A 19,377-nucleotide genomic window follows, 5' to 3' on the forward strand; every position below is an offset into this window, starting at 1 on the left:
CCGTTAAGCGCGTTTGAGACGTAACGCATTGAGCACCACAAACAGTGAGCTCAATGACATACCAATCGCAGCCAACCAAGGCGGCACATAGCCTAACGCAGCGGGTATCAGTACGATAAAATTATACCCTAGCGCCCATTTGAAGTTTTGGGCAATAATGCGATCGGTCTTGAAAGCCACCTCACGCGCTTTTGCCACGGCTTGGATTTGACCATTGAGTACCAAAGAGTCACTGGAGACTTGCGCCAAATCTGCCGCACCCGCCATGGCGGTTGAGATATTGGCAGCGGCAAGTACCGGCGCATCATTTACCCCATCCCCGACCATTTGCACGATGTGTCCTTGCTGCTGCAGGGCTTTTAAATGTTGTACCTTATCATTCGGGGTAAGACCTTTATAAACTGTGTCAATACCAAGCTCGCGCGCTACCTCAAGCGCCTGAGCACTAGGGTCACCGGTAAGCATCAGCACCTGCGCGCCTTGGTCTTTGAGATGTTTAATGGTAGCTAAGGCGCCTTCACGGACTTTATCATGAAAATAAAAATGCGCCAGTGGTTGCCATTTTTTGCTTAGGCTATCTTGTCTTGATAAGGTCACACTGGTGCTGGCTTGGTGTTTGCTCAGATTTGGCAGTAACCCATCGTCTAATCCTGATTGAACTGCAAAACCGTGATGACCTAGACGGTAACTTAGCCCATCAATCGTAGCTTGCAGACCGCCCCCCGGAATGTGTACCAAATCGCTGGTAGTGGGCAAATGCATTTGCCGAGTCATTGTCAATAACGCATGAGCAATGGGGTGACGACTACCCACTTCAAGGCTCGCTGCAATACTTAAAAAATGGTTTTTTATCTCGTCTTCGTTTTTGGTGTCATCTTCAGTAAAATCCATTGACGGATTTTGTTTAACACCATACGGCATATCCAGCGTTTCAATCGCCATCAAATTGGGTTGACCGTACGTCAATGTACCGGTTTTATCAAACGCCACATGGGTGACTTCAGCGAGTGTGGTAATGGTATGCCCCCGCGTCGCCAAAAACCCTAGGCTCGCTAATCGATTGGTAGAAACGGTTAATGCGATGGGTGTGGCCAATGACAAGGCACAGGGGCAAGTAGCGACCAATACGGCAACCGTTGCCCAAATGGCATGACTGGGCTCGATAAAATACCAGGCCAAAAACACCATACTGGCAATCACCAGTACCCGCGCGACAAACCAGCGCGCCAGTTTGTCTGCTTTTAAGGCGATTTGCGGCTTTTCACTGAGCGAGCGATTCACTAGCCTATCAATCACGCCCATTTGGCTGTCATTGGGTAATGTGGTGATTTGCATCACAAACGGCTGACTGTCATTTTGGCTACCGCCCACAATGTTATCGCCCAAGCGTTTGACGATTAAATCACTCTCCCCGGTCAATAAACTTTCGGACACCGTGGCACTATCCGACAGCAAAACACCATCACTGATGATACTGCTACCGGCATCAATGCGGACAATATCACCAACTTTTAGCGACTGTGCCGAAACCATTTGCTCATTATCGCCCCTATTGGCAGGGTCTACACTAAGTGACTGATAAAAAAGGTCTTTATATTGACTGGCATAGAGCGTCACTTGTGAGGTATCCATATTCTCTAGCGCTAACGGCGCTTCATGACCCAGCTTTGCGACCAACACAGGCTCGACGACCACCAAATCATTGGCTAAATTGGCAGCTTTTAGCCTGGCATTGTGCTCGACAAATTTACCCGCCAATAAGAAAAATATTAGCATACTAACCGAGTCATAATAGGTCTCGCCCGTGCTAGTCAATGTCGCATATAAACTTGCCAAAAAGGTAATGACAATGGCGATACTAATCGGCACATCCATATTGACTTGGCGGGCTTTAATCGCTGACCACGCCGATTGAAAAAATGGCAACCCTGCAATCAAAAACACAGGAATACTAACAAACAGCGATACCCAGCGTAAAAATTGCCGATCGTTGACACCGATACCTGAATATTCCCCAAAATATAGCGCCACTGCAAACATCATCGCTTGCATGGCACCCAATGCCGCAATGCCCAATTGAAACAACATACGGCGATTATCTCGCTTGAGCATCGCCTCATGGGTATCTTGGCGATAAGGTTTGGCATCATACCCAATGGCTTGCACATTTGCCAAGATTTGGCTAATCGGCAGTTTTTTGTCATCCCATACCACGCGCATCCGTTGATTGGTGAGATTGACTTGGCAAGTGTCCATGCCATCAAGCCGATACAACTGGGTTTCAATCAGCCAACTACAGGCAGCACAGCGCAAATTGCTGATTGACAGCTCAGCAACGCTGTGCCCTTGCTGATGGTAAATAAATTGCGATTTGATATCATCGTGGTCATACGCTTGCAGCTGATATAACGAATCAGGGAGACTGGCAGTACGATTGATTTCACTGCGGTCAAGATAGTATTGCTCAAGCCCCGCCTCGATGATACTTTGCGAAGCAAGCTGACAGCCCATACAGCACATCGCCCGATCTTCACCCAATACATGGGTAAAAAATGGCGGGCTTGGTAGCGGGTCGCCACAATGAAAACAATGCCCTTCATCTGGCAACACCAGCTCCACATCTTGATATGTGGTAGTAAATTTGCTATCTGCTTCAACAAGCGTACGGCTAGGCGCATCGGTCACAACCGACGGCTCAATATCCGATTGTTTTGCCCCAAATTGGCTATTGTTTGGCATCATCAAAACCCCTAGGGCAAAAACCCTAACTCACCCAAAAATGACTGTTATTGTACTCCAAAACGGTCTATTAAAGTTCAAAAATCCTGTATAAACGTGGCAAAATAGCACGATGTTAACATTGTATTTTGGCGTATTTTGGGTCATGATAAAGCACTTTTTTATACCCTTGATCGTGACGCATTTTTGTATGAATTCAACCGTTATCTCTGCCGCTAAAAATCGCCAAAACTCGCCTAAATTCCAGCATGGCTCAAACCAACAAGGGATGTTTATCCTGAGCTTTATCTTTGTGGTGGCAGTATTGGGCGGCTTGGTCTTGCTCGGGTTATATTTGATGCGCCAAGATAATGTCATCACCCAAAAATTTGAGGGCAAACGCTGGAATATCCCTGCAAAAGTGTACTCTCAACCATTAACGTTGACGGTGGGTAATCCACTTCGCTCGGATGAATTGGAAAATTGGTTAAATTTACTCACCTATGCCCCTGACAAAAACTATGACAATGCCGGCACTTTCACTAAAAAAAATGGCGAGTACTATATTCATACCCGCGAATTTAAATTTGCCGCCAACGATACTGAGCCATCGCAAATTATTAAGGTCACGCTTAAAGATAACCAAATTGAAAAACTACAAAGTACCCGTCCCAATCCATCGGGTGTGGCGCGGGTTGAGCCAATTTTTATTGGCGGTATCTATCCAGACAACAATGAAGACCGCATCGTTTTAACTATCAATGACTATCCGCAGCCATTAATTGATGCGCTGGTGGCAACGGAAGACCGCAGTTTTTATCAGCATCACGGCGTGTCTATCCGCGGGATAGGACGTGCGATTTATAGCAATTTTATGGGCGGTTCACGCCAAGGCGGCTCGACCATCACCCAGCAACTGGTTAAAAACTTCTATCTCAACTCAGACCGTACTATCAAACGTAAAGCCAATGAAGCGGTGATGGCGATTTTGCTGGAAATGCATTACAGCAAAAGTGAGATTTTGCAAGCCTATATGAATGAGATTAACTTAGGTCAAAATGGCAATCACTCCATTAACGGGTTTGGGCTTGCCTCGCAGTTTTACTTTAACCGCCCGCTAAAAGAGCTTCGACTCGACCAAATGGCGATGCTCGTAGGGCTTGCCAAAGGTCCTACTCAGTACAATCCGCTACGCTACCCCGATGCTGCCCTAAAACGCCGTAACGTGGTACTGAGTAATATGCTGATAACCGGTAAAATCAGCCAACAGCAATATGATGAAGCGGTGCAACAGCCACTGAACATTTCTTACAATCCTGTGATTGGTAAAACGCGTTTTCCTGATTATCTCGATGTGGTCAAACGAGAACTTACCCGTACCTATGATGCCAACGATCTCAAAAACGAGGGGTTAAGAATATTTACCAGTTTTGACCCCAATGTTCAAAAAACCGCTACCAGTGCAGTCATTCAAAGCGTCAATCAGTTAAAAAAAAGCAATCCCAAACAGCTCACTAATTTGCAAGCCGCCCTAGTCAGCGCCAACCCCAACAACGGTGAACTGCTTGCTGTGGTGGGAAGTAGTCGTGATTTTACCGGTTTCAATCGCGCCATCGATGCCAAGCGCCAAGTTGGCTCTTTACTCAAACCGATTATTTACTTAACCGCATTTGAGCAGGGTCGTTACAATTTATCTAGTAGTGTCGATGACAGCCCGATTGTGCTAAAAATGACCGATGGTAAGACATGGACACCCAGCAATTACGGTGGCGGCAGTCATGGTATTATCCCCCTCACCAGCGCTTTAGCCAATTCCTATAACCAAGCCGCGGTGCGTGTGGGCATGGAAGTCGGTATTCCCAATTTTTTAAATCAATTATACCGTATGGGTATCAGTAGCCCATTGCCCAATTATCCCTCTACCTTGCTTGGCGCAGTAAATCTATCGCCCATGGATATGTTGGGGATTTATCAAGTACTGGCAACGGGTGGCTTGCGTCATGAGATTCATACCATTCGCACGATTATTGATGACCAAGGACGAGTGGTTCAAGGCATGGAACAAAAAAATCAGCAAGTCATTAACCCCACGGCTGCCTATCTCACCAATTATGCGATGCAGCAGGTCATCAAGCAAGGTACCGCCAAAGCGGCGCTATCGCTCGGTGACAATCTCAATCTTGCAGGTAAAACAGGGACTACCAATGATTATCGCGATGCGTGGTTTGCAGGCTATAGTGGCAATGTGGTCAGCGTTGTTTGGGTCGGTTTAGATGACAATAAACCCACAGGTCTAAGTGGCGGTAATGGCGCTTTGCCGATGTGGATGAATTTTATGAAGCAGCAAAAGCTTACGCCGGTTAATCTCATCGCGCCAGGCAATATCGAATGGCTATGGATGGAAAACGGCAAATCACAATTATCCCATGAAAAATGTCCAAATGCCATCTATGTACCTGTTGATACCGACAATCTACCGCAAGATAGTAGTGAATGCGCGGTGCAAATTTATCAACGTGAGCAAGAAGCAAGATTTGCGGCACAGCAACAACAGGCAATGAGTGAGTTTGGACAAAGCCAACAACAGCGCTATGACAATATTGAGCGCAGACAAACCGAAACAGACACCATTGGCAATAACCCACCTGCAGCCAATCCATATCAAAGTGAGGGTGCCAATACGGGGAATACCCAGACCAACCCCAATACCCCTAATAACGGCGGCGACCCGACCCATACCAACCAACCACTCAATGCGGCGCCGCGCTCGCAGTCTTGGTTAGAAAAATCGGTTAAAGAAATGTTTTAAGGATAACAACAGGCAAACCTTGTTATTTGCCCTTGCCGTTAGGTGTTTTGGCTTGGGTGCGCCAAGCAATAACATGGGCGTTTTCATTTTTGAGTCACATCGCATTTTTAGGTTAATCCGTTTATACTACCAAGCCATACCCTTTAGCTTTTTATTTTACTTTTTATTTTTAAGGACTGTTTATGCCTTGGCAGCAATTACATATTCAATGCGATAAATCGCAAGCCGAACTGGCGGAAACCTTAATGCTAGAAGCCGATGCGCTCAGTATCAGTTTAGATGATGCAGGTGACCAACCGCTATTTGAACCATTGCCAGGTGAATCGCCATTGTGGGATGATGTGATTGTGACTGGGCTATTTGATGGCGATTGTAATTTGGAAACTTTGAGTCAAGGTATCGCCAATGATGTGGTGGCGACGCGAGTTTGGACCAGCCGAGTGGATGATAAAGATTGGGAACGTGAGTGGATGAAGAACTACCATCCCATTGAATGTGCTAATGGACTTTGGATTGTGCCCAAATGGATGTCACCCCCTAACCCCAATGCGATTAATATCATCATGGATCCAGGCTTGGCATTTGGCACAGGTTACCATGCAACCACCCGTCTTTGTATCGATTGGCTAACAGAACAACCGCTGCAAGATAAAGTGGTGATTGACTATGGGTGCGGCTCAGGTATTTTGGGCATTGCGGCGCTTTTGTTAGGCGCAAAACAGGTGTACGCGGTTGATATTGATCCCCAAGCGGTATTAGCCACCCATCAAAATGCCGAGCGCAACAAGGTAGCCGATCAGCTTCAGGCATTTTTACCTGAGCAATTTAGTGACTATTGTAAAGAGCAGGCTATTTTGCCCGTGGACTTGATAACCGCCAATATTCTAGCCAAACCACTAATGAGCCTTGCCCCTTATTTTGCGACATTATTGAAATCTCAAGGTAGCATTGTGTTGGCCGGTCTGATTGAAAACCAAGTGGAAGATGTAAAAGCTGCCTATCAGCCTTATTTTGAGATGGATGGCGAATTTACCTTTAGCGCGCAGGAAGATAAACATTGGCATCGCCTCTCGGGTTTTCGCCGCGAGTAGAACAAGTCGCAATTCGTATAAAAAGCCTTACAAGGCGGTAAGGTCGTCTTTTCCCCGTCGAAGCCTAGTAACAGCCTAACAACATAGCTAGCAGCATAGTGAACATAAACGCTAGGAAATTTGTTGACTTTATTTTTTATTCGTCATTAAATGATTTAACACACGACATTATTAACAATCAAAGACGCAAACTAAAAATGCTAAAAGGGAAGTGATGTTGCGATGAATTTGTACAATGCTAAATGCCCAAACTGCCAACATGCATTTAAAATCAATGATGAACAATTAGCCATTAGACATGGGTACGTTCGTTGTTCCCATTGCAAAACCATTTTCTCCGCCACCGACCAGCTAGAACAACAAAAAATTACTAACAACAATCCGCCGGCAAGTCCAAGCAATCAGACGCCCTCAGCGCTCATCGATGATAAATCTGAGGAGATTTTATTTGACGATGAGTCAGGTATTGATGAAGCCGGCAATCTCATTGTCGATGAACCAGTTAAACCCATCTCACCCTATCCCTTGTCACAATCTCATACAAAATCAGCCTATGCTAAATCAAACAGCACCATAGATGACTTAGAGATTATAGACAATTTTGACCAACTACCCATAGCCAAAAATAGCAATCCCAAAGTATTGATTGGCGATGAGGACGCCGTTGAAGCGATAGACCTCGCCCAAGATAACGAGACGTTAGGCGATGAGCAGGCTTGGCTGCTAAGCTTAATGGCACAAGCGGATGACAACGAAGCAGCAGACGACACAGCCGGCGCCAAGCGAGGCATGGATGGGGTGTTTAACACAGATATTTTTGACCAAATCCCGATTGATACTCGTAGTGAGCAACAAGCAGATTTGTTAGCCTATCAACAAAAGATTGATGAACGCTTGTCGCAACAAGTTTCCTCGCAGCAATTGGCGAATGCAAAAATTTTTAATATGAGCATTATTTGGGGATTAGGTAGCTTACTATTAGTCTTTTTGTTAGCCGCGCAATATATTATTTTTAACATCGACACCCTAATCACTTCAAAAGCAAACGCGGCCGTGCTCTCAAATATTTGCCATAAAATCCCTGCCTGTCAATTGCCTATCGCTGATACCGAGCTTATTGATGTGCAGATGCTTGCGCTTGCCCATTCACCCAAACAAGCGGGGCAGACTGACATGATATTTACTCTGACCAATACCACGGATAATAATATTGTCTACCCGAGTGTTAAGGTTTCGCTGCGCAGTGGCAACACCATACTCGCTCAGACGCTACTTACCCCTACAGACTATCTAGAAGCGGGTAACAACTATTTGATGCCGCATCAAATAAAACCCATTAAATTGCGTATTGACTTTCCAAAAACCAAAGTTCAAGCCGCTAATATTGAGCTGATTTATTAAATTTTTTTAGCTTCATTCAATTGAGCTTCTTTTTAGCTTCATTCCAATAGTGATAAAAAAGCCTCCAGTACCCAGTATTTATCGCAGAATTTTACATATTGTAAACAACTTAAGCTTGCTATCGCTTTCATAATTGTTTTAGTATAAGTACCAATAACTTTATTATTCGTCTTGATATTTAAGTTTTATTTAATCTATTAACTAACGAATTATTCAATAAATTTGTCAGCAAATTTAGTTTGAGAATCTGTTATGCCCAATTCTGTTGCTTTACAAAATCGCGCCAAGTATTCCAATATGTCAGATAGCCCATCTAATCCCTACACTACCCATACCCCATCGCAAACTTCTCCTAGCGCAAGCCTAGCTCATCACATTGAGCTTGTGGTGCGAGAGTACTTCGATAATTTAAAAGAACAACAGCCGACCCAGCTTTACGAGCTTATGTTGTCACAATTTGAAAAACCGCTAATCAGTGTCGTCCTTGAACATACCCGCGGCAATCAAACCAAAACCGCCGAGATTTTGGGACTTAATCGCGGTACATTGCGGAAAAAACTGAAAACTCACCAATTATTATAATTGATAAAAATACCCGCTTTTTTATGGTAAGATATCCCTATATTTTGGGATTTATAGAGTTGGGATATGAAAGCCAATCAGTCAGTTCGTCATAACTGACTTTTTTGTTTTTTCTGCCCCCAGTATTTTTTTGTCAACGAGTCGAGTCAATTATGAATCAATCTTATGCATTGCTCTCTGTTTCTGATAAATCGGGTATTGTGGATTTTGCCAAAGGTCTAATCATCCACGGTTTTCGTCTGCTATCAACGGGCGGTACCTACAAACTACTCAAACAACATGACTTAGCAGTGACTGAGGTCGCAGAATACACAGGTTTTGCAGAGATGATGGATGGTCGGGTAAAAACCCTGCATCCAAAAATTCATGGCGGTATTTTAGGTCGCCGCGGCACTGATGATGCCATTATGCAAGAACATGGTATCGACCGCATTGATATGGTGGTTGTCAATTTATATCCATTCGCCCAAACCGTTGCCAACCCAAATGTCACCAAAGAAGACGCTATCGAAAACATTGATATTGGTGGTCCTACCATGGTGCGTGCAGCGGCAAAAAATCATGACCATGTCAGCATTGTGACAAGCCCCAACGATTATGCAGCAATCTTGGGCGAACTAACAGCAAACGGCCGCATCAGTGATACCACCCGATTTGATTTAGCGGTAAAAGCATTTGAGCATACCGCACATTATGACGGTATGATTGCCAACTTTTTAGGCAACCGCCTGCAAAGCTTTGAATCGGCTGACCAATTCCCGCGTACCTTTAACGTACAAATGGATAAAGCGCAAGACTTACGCTATGGTGAAAACCCGCATCAACAAGCCGCTTTTTATGTCGAAAAAGCCCAGGTAAATGGTCAAAAAGAAGCCAGTATTGCCACCGCCAAGCAATTACAAGGTAAAGAACTATCTTACAATAACATCGCAGATACCGATGCGGCGTTAGAATGCGTGAAATCGTTTGATATGCCTGCGTGTGTCATTGTTAAACACGCCAATCCTTGTGGTGTGGCCGTGGATGCCGACTTAACCCATGCTTATCAAAAAGCCTTTGCCACTGACCCAGAATCTGCGTTTGGCGGTATCATTGCCTTTAACCGTGAGCTGGATATCAAAACAGCAAAAGCAATTGTAGATCAGCAATTTGTTGAAGTCATCATCGCCCCAAGCGTTGCCGACGGTGTACTCGATGTCACATCTGCTAAGAAAAATGTGCGCGTGTTAGTCTGCGGTGAATTACCAAACCCAAGTGAGCGCCAAGCCCAGTTTGATTTTAAACGCGTCACTGGGGGTTTATTGGTGCAAGAACAAGATCTGGGCTTAATCACCTTAGATGATTTAAAAGTGGTAACAAAAGTACAGCCGACTCAGCAACAATTCGATGATTTACTATTTACTTGGCAAGTCGCCAAATATGTGAAATCCAACGCAATTGTGTATGCCAAAGATGGGCGTACCATTGGTGTCGGTGCAGGGCAAATGAGCCGTGTCAACTCAGCCCGTATTGCCGCGATTAAAGCTGAGCACGCTGGTCTATCGCCTGTGGGTGCGGTGATGGCATCAGATGCCTTCTTCCCATTCCGTGACGGTATTGACAATGCCGCAGCGGTGGGGATTAAGGCGATTATTCAGCCAGGTGGCTCAATGCGCGATGACGAAACCATCGCTGCAGCCGATGAGCATGGCATTGCGATGGTGTTCACCGGTATGCGTCATTTTAGACATTAATTTTTGTTAGACATAAAAAAGGCGAAACTGACTAGGTTTCGCCTTTTTTAATTGATAATTTTTTTCTTTTTATAGCTTCGTTAGTGTTTATAGCTGAGCTAAGGCTTATAGTTTGGCTAAGGTTTGGCAAATATCGAGCATCCGATTGGCATAGCCCCATTCATTATCATACCAAGCAAACACTTTAAACTGCCGCCCCACGCTCATAGTTTGTAAGCTATCAATCACCAACGAATGGGCATCATGGATAAAGTCACTGGACACCAATGGCTCATCGCTGTAATCCATGATACCCAATAAATCTTGTTCACTGGCATGTCTTAACAGCTGATTGATAGCGGTAACATCCGTGTCTTTGTCAAAGGTAAATGTCACATCAATTGCCGCGACATCCATGGTCGGTACGCGGATAGAATACCCATTCACCTTGCCTGTCATATGCGGCATCACCCGATTGACCGCAGCGATACTACTTGATGTGGTTGGGATAATGTTATGCCCAGAAGCCCGTGCACGGCGCAAATCACGGTGCACTTGGTCAAGCACGGTTTGGTCAGCGGTCACCGCATGGATTTCGGTCATCATTGCTGATTCGATACCATAGGCTCGGTGCAATATATACAGTAAAGGCACGAGCGCTTGGGTGGTACACGACACACTGGATAAAATCTTTTTATCACGGCTAAGCTCATGGTCATTGACGCCCACTACGATACTGGCATCGACATAATCAAACGGAGCAGCCCCAATCATCACCTGCTTGGCGCCCGCGATAATATGCTGCGACGCCTGTTCATAGCTACGAAAATGACCGGTGCTCTCAAGCACCATGTCGATGCCCAGTTTTTCCCAAGGTAATTTGGTGGCAATGGGCTGCTGTATCAATGCAATTTTTTGCCGAAACTCCCCTTGGCTTAATAGCAAAAAATGCTGTTGTTTTTCACCCAAATCTACTGTTTTTAATTCAATATGGATATTACTGACCGCCGATAATCGACCATGGGTACTGTCATATTTGAGTAAATGTAACAGGGTTGCTGGCTCAGCAATATCATTGATAGCAACGATATTTAACGGCTGTAATTGTAAAGGATTTTGACAAAACCTTTCGATATAAGCACGTAGCACGTTGCGCCCAATACGACCAAAGCCATTAATAGCAATGTTAAAAGGTTTGATGGTAGAAGCATTCAATCAGGGATATTCCTTACTAGACAAGTGCTCAATTGCCATGCAGTTTTAAAAACAACAAGGCAAGTTTGACATCATTATAAGAATAGGCGTTTCTTAACTCTTCGACAATCGCGCGAATTTTGATTTTGCCATCGTTATCTTTATCGCGTTTGTCATCACGTTTGGCTATTTTTTGATACGCCTTATCAATCGGCTGTAGCCATTTGTCCTCAGGTCGTAGATGCGCTATGTTAGCGCGGGGAAAATGCTCAGCAATTTTCTCGATATGTCCCATCACGGTTGATTGGGCTAGATTACGGGCTTGCGCAATTTCTGCAATGGTCAAACTTTCATCCAACAAGGCTTTAGTTTCCAGCACCGTGGGGGTGATAACGCCTGCCGCATCATCCGCCAAAGATTGCAGCTGCTGTACAGCATGGCGACGTTTTTCAATCAGTTTTTGCTGTTGTTTGGCGCGATTTTCATACGCAGCGATTTTTTCTTTATCCAGCGTACCCCGGCATTGAATGATAAATTCACGATGAAGGTCATTGAGCTGTTTTTTACTGCGCGTCAAAAATTCACACTCTTGCTCTGCACTGATAGCCTGAAATCGCTGGTCAGCGCCGCGCGCTAAGGGATCAAGCTGTAAACTTAATTCATTGACGCCCAGTAATTGTAGCCCAGATAGCTGCTTTAACCGTGATAAAGCCACATAGCCTTGCCCTTTTTCAAAGGTTTTGGACAAATCTACTTCTGCCGCATCCAGCGTCATGCCTTGGCTTTTGTGAATGGTAATCGCCCACGCCAGCGTCAAGGGGATGTGGTAATAGGCAGCCAGTATTTCACCGTCTTCATCATCAATACGCCATGAATCATATTCGGCGATGACTTTGCGGCCGTCATTGAGCTCAACCAAGGGATAAAGTAACTCAGAGAGTTTGTCATCAGCCGTGTCTGTCGAAGTGGTATCATCCTCATCCCTCTCCTCATCCCTGGGGTGAGTTTGTTGTGATTGACCGCCATTGACTTCATCGAGCAAGTCTGCCATATCGGCTTGTTGTTCTTGTTCGATGGCATCGAGCAAGGCAGTTGCATCTGCTGCTAGCGCTTGTTCATCCAGCGGCTCAGATGGGTGATTGTTTGATGGGCTGTTTTTTGATGGACTATCGTCTGTTTGTTTATTTGGTTGTTTAAGAGTTGTGGCAACAAAATCAACTACTTTGCCCATGGTGCCATTTGAGACATTAAGCTCGGCGTTGTTTTTGATAAACATCACTTTTGCGCCAAGTTTGAGCACCAGTTCTGGGGTATTGCGCACGGATTTTTTTAGCGTCTCGACCAGCTTTTCATCGCCTTCTCCCCAAGCGCGAAAAGTATGCGCCGCTGTGGTAATTTTGCCAAGTTCCTGCTCATTGATGGCTTGCACGTTGACATTATGGGTAAAAAGTCGGGTACGGTTATCGGCTAGCACATGCTCAGCCGTAGCGGTCAAAGCAGGCATGATATGGGGGGTAAACTGCTGGCTACGAATCTGATTTAAAATCGCATTTAAATCCAAGCCATAATAGCTGTTGCCTGCCACCGCTGTTTTGTCAGTTTTTTGACGGTGCTGCTCGGATAAATAGCAAATTTGAAAATCTGCATCCAGCCAAGCTTGCGCCATAAAGGCAAATTTATCGCGGTTGCTCTCATGGGGCTCACCAATCGGCGGCAACTGAAAAAAATCCCCGGCGACCAATAGCTGTATCCCACCAAACGGCAAGGTGTTTTCTTTGATGGCTTGTAGCACTTGGTTAATCAGCTCAAATTGCTGTCGATGCAGCATCGAGATTTCATCAATCACCAATACTTTGGTGCGCTCAATGCGCTCCGCAACCACCGTGCGTTTTTTGATTCGGGCGATGTCTTTGGCGGTTAGCTCGTTACTGATGCCGATGCCCGCCCAGCTGTGAATGGTCATGCCGTTCATGTGGGTGGCAGCAATACCTGTGCTTGCCGTCACCGCGACCGCCACATCCCTTGCGCGCAGATAATGCAAATACTGATTGATGGTATAGGTCTTGCCCGCCCCTGCTGAGCCTGTTAAAAACACATTTTTACCAGTTTTAAGAATATCAAGGGCGGTGGCTTGTTTCATTGGTTATACAAAGCTTTTGTAGATAAAAAGAAGGGGTTAAAAAAAGCGAGTTAAAAATGAGCCTACTATAAAGGCAAAGCCGAGTAAAGGCAATGATTGACAGCACCAAAATACGCCATCAGATGCTTCACCGTTTAGTCAATCATGGTTCTGATTTGCTTGAGACTTAAATAACCAATATGCAGCGCATCGTCAGGTAGCTGATTCTTTTCAGGCTCGGTTAATGGCTGAATGGTTAATGTCACGTCATTTGGCAGTAAATCAGCCACACAGTGAATATCATCCAAGTCTAGTTGATGCTTATCATCTACATGACTGGTTGCCACGCCGCTTTTGGCGGTATCGACATTATCAAATGTATAGTCTTGATAAAATGCCGTTTTTTTAACTTGCGCCGTTGCTTTACCTAGCGTCTCGGCTACCACAAGTGTTTTATAATGAAATTCTTCAAATTGACCCGGCAGATAACCGCCTAAATTGACAAAATAAAGTTGTTTGCCGTGACTATCTAATTTGTTATCTACCCTGTCATCTGCCAATATATTATCTGCAAGCGCGTTATCTTTTGATAATCCATCTTTTGACAAGCTCTCTGGCGACAAAAAAATTTGATAATCACCCACCCGCTTCACTTCTCGCCATGCGTCTAAGTGCCAGTTATTTTTGACTGCCGGCCAGTGCTGATTGACACTCTCAATTGTTTCACTTAGGCTATTTGCAATCACAAACATCACATCATGCTGTTCAATGAGTCGTCCTTGGGGACGTGCCCCGATTTTTAACATAAATAGTTTCATAGTTATACGCCCAAATGTGTCGCCATTAAAAAGTTAAAAACCTGCGAACCATCATAGGTTTTTGTCACAGGTTTTATCACCGCAGGTTTTTATCATTTTATCTTACGGTTATTTTTTGACCATCGGCATTTTAGCGCTTTCTAACTTTGCCAAGGCATCTGGTAGTTTATCAATCGCTGTCGCTACCACCGCTTGTGCCGCTTGTGAGATGCCTAGCTTTTGCGCGATGGTCGGTTTTTGGCGAGATTGAATGGCATACAATTCGCTATCTGTCATTTTTTCTAAGATATAACTGTCCGATGTTTGCAGGACATCGACCAAATTGCGTGTTATCGCATCTTCACCGTACCAATGCTCACCGGTTGCCACTTGTTCAACATCCAAACTTGAACGGTATTTATGCACAAAGTCTTTAAATAGTTTGTGCGTTTCTTCCAGCTCTTGTTGGAATTTTTGTTTGTCTTCTTCGGTATTTTCACCAAAAACGGTTACCGTGCGTTTGTATTTACCTGCAGTAAATACTTCGACATCGATGTCATGTTTTTCTAATAAATCATGAAAATTGGGCACTTGTGCCACCACACCAATCGAGCCAACCACCGCAAATGGCGCCGCCAAAATTTTATCAGCCACACACGCCATCATATAGCCACCACTGGCAGCGACTTTATCAATACAGACCGTTAAGTGTAGCCCTGCTTCTTTTATACGTGCCAACTGGGCAGCAGCCAGGCCATATGCATGTACCATGCCACCTGAGGATTCAAGGCGCACAATGACTTCATCTTCAGCTTTAGCGACCGTCAATAACGTGCTGATTTCTTCACGCAGTTGCTGTACTTCCGTGGCTTTGATATCCCCATGAAAATCCAGCACAAAACAATTTTTGTTGGCGATTTTATTTTTAAACAGACCAAATTTTGAGGTTTTTTTGGTATTTTCTTTTTTTGTCAAGTCTGTAAATGCGCGGCTGATAAGTGAGGTTAACCCTTTATCATTCACCATTTGCAATTGTAATTGTTGTTCGCGCTGGGCTTTGACTTTATTTAAATGGGTGACTTTCATTTCAACCGGATGTTTGGCATTTTGAAATAGCATAATAATTCTCTAATTAAGGAAAAAATTCACACAATGGGTTTTATATAGCGTTTATTTTGCTGTTTTCAATCGCTTATCCACACAATATTCGCGAAATGTCTGTGATAGGCATGGCTAGTAGATATGCATGATAAACCGTGTTTCATATTGTGAAATTTGAGTAAACAAGGCATAATATTCGTTTATAAAAATTTTTGCTACTTCTTACATTACGAAAAATATTGGGATTGCTTCATTATGATGCGTACACACTATTGCGGGCTTGTCACCGAAAACTTAAACGACCAAACCATCACTATTTGCGGTTGGGTGCATCGTCGCCGTGACCACGGTGGGGTCATTTTCTTGGATATGCGTGATCGTGAAGGCCTACTGCAAGTGGTCATCGACCCAGATACCCCAGAAGCATTCGCTACCGCAGATAGCGCGCGTTCTGAATATGTGCTCAAAATTACCGGTCGTGTGCGTCAGCGTTATGCCGGTACTGAAAACAAAAACATGACCAGTGGTCAAGTGGAATTATTAGCGAAAGACATCGAAACAATCGCCACTTCTGAGACACCGCCATTTCCCCTCAATGATGAGTTCACCAACGTTTCTGAAGAACTGCGCCTAAAATATCGCTTTTTAGACATGCGCCGTCCAGAGATGCAAGAGCGTATGAAGTTTCGTGCCAAAGCCACTTCGACCATTCGCCGTTACCTAGATGACCAAGGTTTCTTGGATGTAGAAACCCCCATCTTGACCCGTGCCACCCCAGAAGGCGCGCGTGATTATTTGGTGCCTAGCCGTGTATCAAACGGTGAGTTTTATGCCCTGCCACAGTCGCCTCAGCTATTTAAACAGCTGCTGATGGTGGCGGGTTTTGACCGTTATTATCAAATTGCTAAGTGTTTCCGTGATGAAGACTTACGTGCTGACCGCCAGCCAGAATTTACCCAAATCGATATCGAAACCTCATTCTTAAGTGATGAAGATATCATGAACATTGCCGAAGGGTTAACAAAAGACTTGTTCAAAACCATGATGAACATTGAATTTGATACCTTCCCGCGTATGACATACGCCGAAGCAATGCGTGACTATGCGTCTGACAAACCAGACTTGCGTATTCCTATGAAGTTAATTGACGTGGCTGACATCATGCAGTCTGTGGAATTTAAAGTATTCTCAGCCCCTGCCCAAGACCCAAAAGGTCGTGTGGTAGCGCTTCGTGTGCCAAACGGTAGTGAAATTACCCGTAAACAAATCGACGAATATACTAAATTTGTCGGCATCTATGGCGCAAAAGGTTTGGCTTATATCAAAGTCAACGATGTGAGCAACATCAACAACGGTGTCGATAAAGAATCAGGTCTACAATCACCGATTATCAAAAACATGACTGATGAGGTATTGGTCGAGCTGATTAAACGTACTGAGGCGCAAACCGGTGATATCATCTTCTTTGGCGCGGATAAAGCCAAAGTCGTCAATGATGCCATGGGTGCGCTGCGTGTCAAATTGGGTCTAGACCTAAATATGCTGACCTGTGAGTGGGCGCCGCTTTGGGTCGTGGATTTCCCAATGTTTGAAGAAACAGATGACGGTAAATGGACGTCGGTGCATCACCCCTTCACCAAGCCAAAAGGCACGGTTGAAGCGATGAAAAACAACCCAGAAACCGCGCTGTCTATCGCTTATGACATGGTATTAAACGGTACTGAAATCGGTGGGGGTTCACTGCGTATCAATACCTTAGATATGCAAAAAGCGGTATTTGAAGCCTTGGGTATTTCTGAAGCCGAAGCCGAAGAGAAATTCTCATTCTTACTTAACGCGCTAAAATACGGTGCGCCACCGCACGGTGGTTTGGCATTCGGTCTTGACCGTTTAATTATGCTAATGACAGGCTCACAATCGATTCGAGACGTCATCGCCTTCCCAAAAACCAAAACGGCTGAATGTCCGCTGACTGAAGCCCCTGCGCCTGTGGATGGCAAACAACTGCGTGAATTGGGTATTCGTATACGCGAAAAAGACAGTAAAGCGCCACAATCTTAATCAAGGTCACACCTTTAATTAGATGAATGCCTTTACTCTCCTCAAATATGTGCCAATGTGGATGCTGTATCTATTGGCACATATCGCAAGCTTTATCATTTCACTTCGTCGTGACAAAAGTATCATAAAAACCGTTGATACTAACTTACGACTTGTCTATCCTGAACTCACCGAAACTCAGCGTGACCAGCTTGCTAGAGCCTGTATTGCCAATCAAAGCAAAAACATGGTGGAATCGGCTAAAAGCTGGGCGATGCCACCTGCGTGGTCGGTCAAACAAATCCATACCGTGCATCATCAACAAGTTTTAATGCAAGGCTTACAAAACCCCAATGGCATGCTTGCAATTGTGCCGCATTTGGGAACATGGGAAATCATGAATGCGTGGCTCAACCAGTTCGGCGCACCGACCATCATGTATAAACCCGTGAAAGGTGAACAAGCCAATCAGTTTGTGCTACAAGGGCGTCAGCGACTAAATGCAACTTTGGTACCAACTGATGCGACTGGGGTCAAAGCGATTTTTAAAACCCTAAAAGCAGGCGGTTTTAGTATCATATTGCCTGACCATGTCCCTGACCCATCTGGCGGTGAAGTGGTGCCGTTTTTTGGTATTCCGACATTGACCAGTACCCTTGCTAGCAAATTAGCCAGTAAAACCAAATGTAGCTTGGTAGGTTTGACCTGTGTACGCCGTGATGATGGACAAGGCTTTGATATTTATTGTGATGAGTTAACTGACCCCACCTTGTATGATAAAAACATGGTGACAGCGACAACTGCGATGAACCACGCCATCGAGCGAATGATTGACCGTTTCCCCAGTCAATATATGTGGGGCTATAAGCGCTTTAAACGTGTGCCAGGATTTCCGGTTATTTATAATGCCAAGCCATCCATCGCAGTAGCGGTTCGCCAGCGTTATCCAAAACTTGGCAATCATGATATTATCAATTCACTTACTTAATATGATAATCATTTACTTATGACTTTACCAAATTATACTTCAGCGCCTGCTCTGCCTGATGAAAACCGTTACATTATTTGTATGAAATGGGGTACCAAATATGGTGCTGAGTACGTTAATCGCCTGTACAATATGGTTAACAGACATTTAACACTACCGTTTCAAATGGTATGTTTGACCGATGATAGCACAGGGATAGATGCCAACGTCAAATGCTACCCAATTCCTGAGCTCAATTTACCCAGTAATATTCCTGAACGTGGCTGGAAAAAATTGACCACCTTTAGCCCTGAATTATATGATTTAAAAGGCACGGCGTTATTTTTGGACATTGATATTGTGATTGTCGATAATATTGATTGCTTTTTTACGTATCAAGCGCAGCACGATGACAGTGTGGTGATTATCCGTGATTGGAAAAAACCGTGGCGCATGGTGGGTAATTCATCGGTGTATCGTTTCAAGGTTGGACAAAACACCTACCCAAATTTATTGTCTAACTTTGAGCAAAATTTTGACACGATTCGTAGCCAAGTACGCCATGAGCAAGCTTACCTATCCAATTATTTGCGTGAACATCATCACCTTGAATATTGGGATGCGTCTTGGTGCGTGAGTTTTAAATACCAATGCGTGCAGCCATTTCCCTTAAGTTTTGTCAAACCGCCGATTTTGCCTAAAGGGGCAAAAATGGTGATTTTTCATGGGGAAGTGAATCCACCCGATGCCATCATGGGTAAAAGCGGTAAATGGTATCGTAAGGTATTACCAACTGACTGGATTAGGAATTATTGGCGATAATGCAACCTTTGATAGTTAAGCCTT

General features: G+C 44.6%; 13 protein-coding genes. 8 read left to right on the forward strand and 5 right to left on the reverse strand.

Annotated elements, in window-relative coordinates; all coding sequences use genetic code 11:
* Positions 1-3: 3 nt before the first annotated feature.
* Entirely contained in the window at positions 4-2,742 is a 2,739-nt protein-coding gene (locus RT034_RS01210; RefSeq protein ID WP_313012688.1) for a heavy metal translocating P-type ATPase, read from the reverse strand.
* A 187-nt stretch (positions 2,743-2,929) separates the two neighbouring features.
* On the opposite strand from RT034_RS01210, the gene mrcB reads away from it, so the two are divergent.
* From mrcB to purH, 5 genes are all read left to right on the forward strand, one after another.
* On the forward strand, positions 2,930-5,527 hold the full coding sequence (mrcB, locus tag RT034_RS01215; RefSeq protein WP_313012690.1) for a penicillin-binding protein 1B: 2,598 nt from the start codon (positions 2,930-2,932) through the stop codon (positions 5,525-5,527).
* A 182-nt stretch (positions 5,528-5,709) separates the two neighbouring features.
* Positions 5,710-6,618, forward strand: coding sequence for a 50S ribosomal protein L11 methyltransferase (prmA, locus tag RT034_RS01220; protein WP_313012692.1), 909 nt, complete (start codon positions 5,710-5,712; stop codon positions 6,616-6,618).
* A 222-nt stretch (positions 6,619-6,840) separates the two neighbouring features.
* The gene (locus RT034_RS01225) at positions 6,841-8,019 is read left to right on the forward strand and encodes a DUF3426 domain-containing protein (protein WP_313012694.1); all 1,179 of its coding nucleotides are present in this window, start codon (positions 6,841-6,843) and stop codon (positions 8,017-8,019) included.
* A 252-nt stretch (positions 8,020-8,271) separates the two neighbouring features.
* Complete coding sequence (locus RT034_RS01230; RefSeq protein ID WP_286130508.1) at positions 8,272-8,601, forward strand: helix-turn-helix domain-containing protein; 330 nt, start codon at positions 8,272-8,274, stop codon at positions 8,599-8,601.
* 152 nt (positions 8,602-8,753) lie between these two features.
* Positions 8,754-10,334, forward strand: a complete 1,581-nt coding sequence (gene purH, locus RT034_RS01235) for a bifunctional phosphoribosylaminoimidazolecarboxamide formyltransferase/IMP cyclohydrolase (protein ID WP_313012697.1) — start codon at positions 8,754-8,756, stop codon at positions 10,332-10,334.
* Positions 10,335-10,439: 105 nt separating this feature from the next.
* Here the strand turns inward: purH and RT034_RS01240 are convergent, their stop codons facing one another.
* The 4 genes from RT034_RS01240 to sohB all read right to left on the reverse strand — a co-directional run bounded on the left by RT034_RS01240 (position 10,440) and on the right by sohB (position 15,542).
* Entirely contained in the window at positions 10,440-11,528 is a 1,089-nt protein-coding gene (locus RT034_RS01240; protein WP_313012701.1) for a type I glyceraldehyde-3-phosphate dehydrogenase, read from the reverse strand.
* Positions 11,529-11,556: 28 nt separating this feature from the next.
* A complete protein-coding gene (locus tag RT034_RS01245) occupies positions 11,557-13,647 on the reverse strand; it encodes an AAA family ATPase (protein ID WP_313012703.1) in 2,091 nt (696 codons plus the stop codon).
* Between the two features lie 134 nt (positions 13,648-13,781).
* Positions 13,782-14,444 (reverse strand): DUF1543 domain-containing protein, encoded by a 663-nt coding sequence (locus tag RT034_RS01250; protein WP_313012706.1) that lies wholly within the window; start codon positions 14,442-14,444, stop codon positions 13,782-13,784.
* Between the two features lie 108 nt (positions 14,445-14,552).
* Positions 14,553-15,542: a protease SohB gene (sohB, locus tag RT034_RS01255; protein ID WP_313012708.1), complete on the reverse strand. Its 990-nt coding sequence runs from the start codon at positions 15,540-15,542 to the stop codon at positions 14,553-14,555.
* A 237-nt stretch (positions 15,543-15,779) separates the two neighbouring features.
* On the opposite strand from sohB, the gene aspS reads away from it, so the two are divergent.
* The 3 genes from aspS to RT034_RS01270 are packed head-to-tail and all read left to right on the forward strand — an operon-like array spanning position 15,780 to position 19,353.
* Positions 15,780-17,585, forward strand: a complete 1,806-nt coding sequence (gene aspS, locus RT034_RS01260) for an aspartate--tRNA ligase (protein WP_313012711.1) — start codon at positions 15,780-15,782, stop codon at positions 17,583-17,585.
* A 22-nt stretch (positions 17,586-17,607) separates the two neighbouring features.
* Positions 17,608-18,552, forward strand: a complete 945-nt coding sequence (locus tag RT034_RS01265) for a lysophospholipid acyltransferase family protein (RefSeq protein ID WP_313012713.1) — start codon at positions 17,608-17,610, stop codon at positions 18,550-18,552.
* An 18-nt stretch (positions 18,553-18,570) separates the two neighbouring features.
* Entirely contained in the window at positions 18,571-19,353 is a 783-nt protein-coding gene (locus tag RT034_RS01270; protein ID WP_409566270.1) for a glycosyltransferase, read from the forward strand.
* The last annotated feature ends 24 nt before the right edge of the window (positions 19,354-19,377 follow it).

The organism is Moraxella sp. CTOTU48841, from assembly GCF_032061225.1.
Taxonomy (GTDB): domain Bacteria; phylum Pseudomonadota; class Gammaproteobacteria; order Pseudomonadales; family Moraxellaceae; genus Faucicola; species Faucicola cinerea.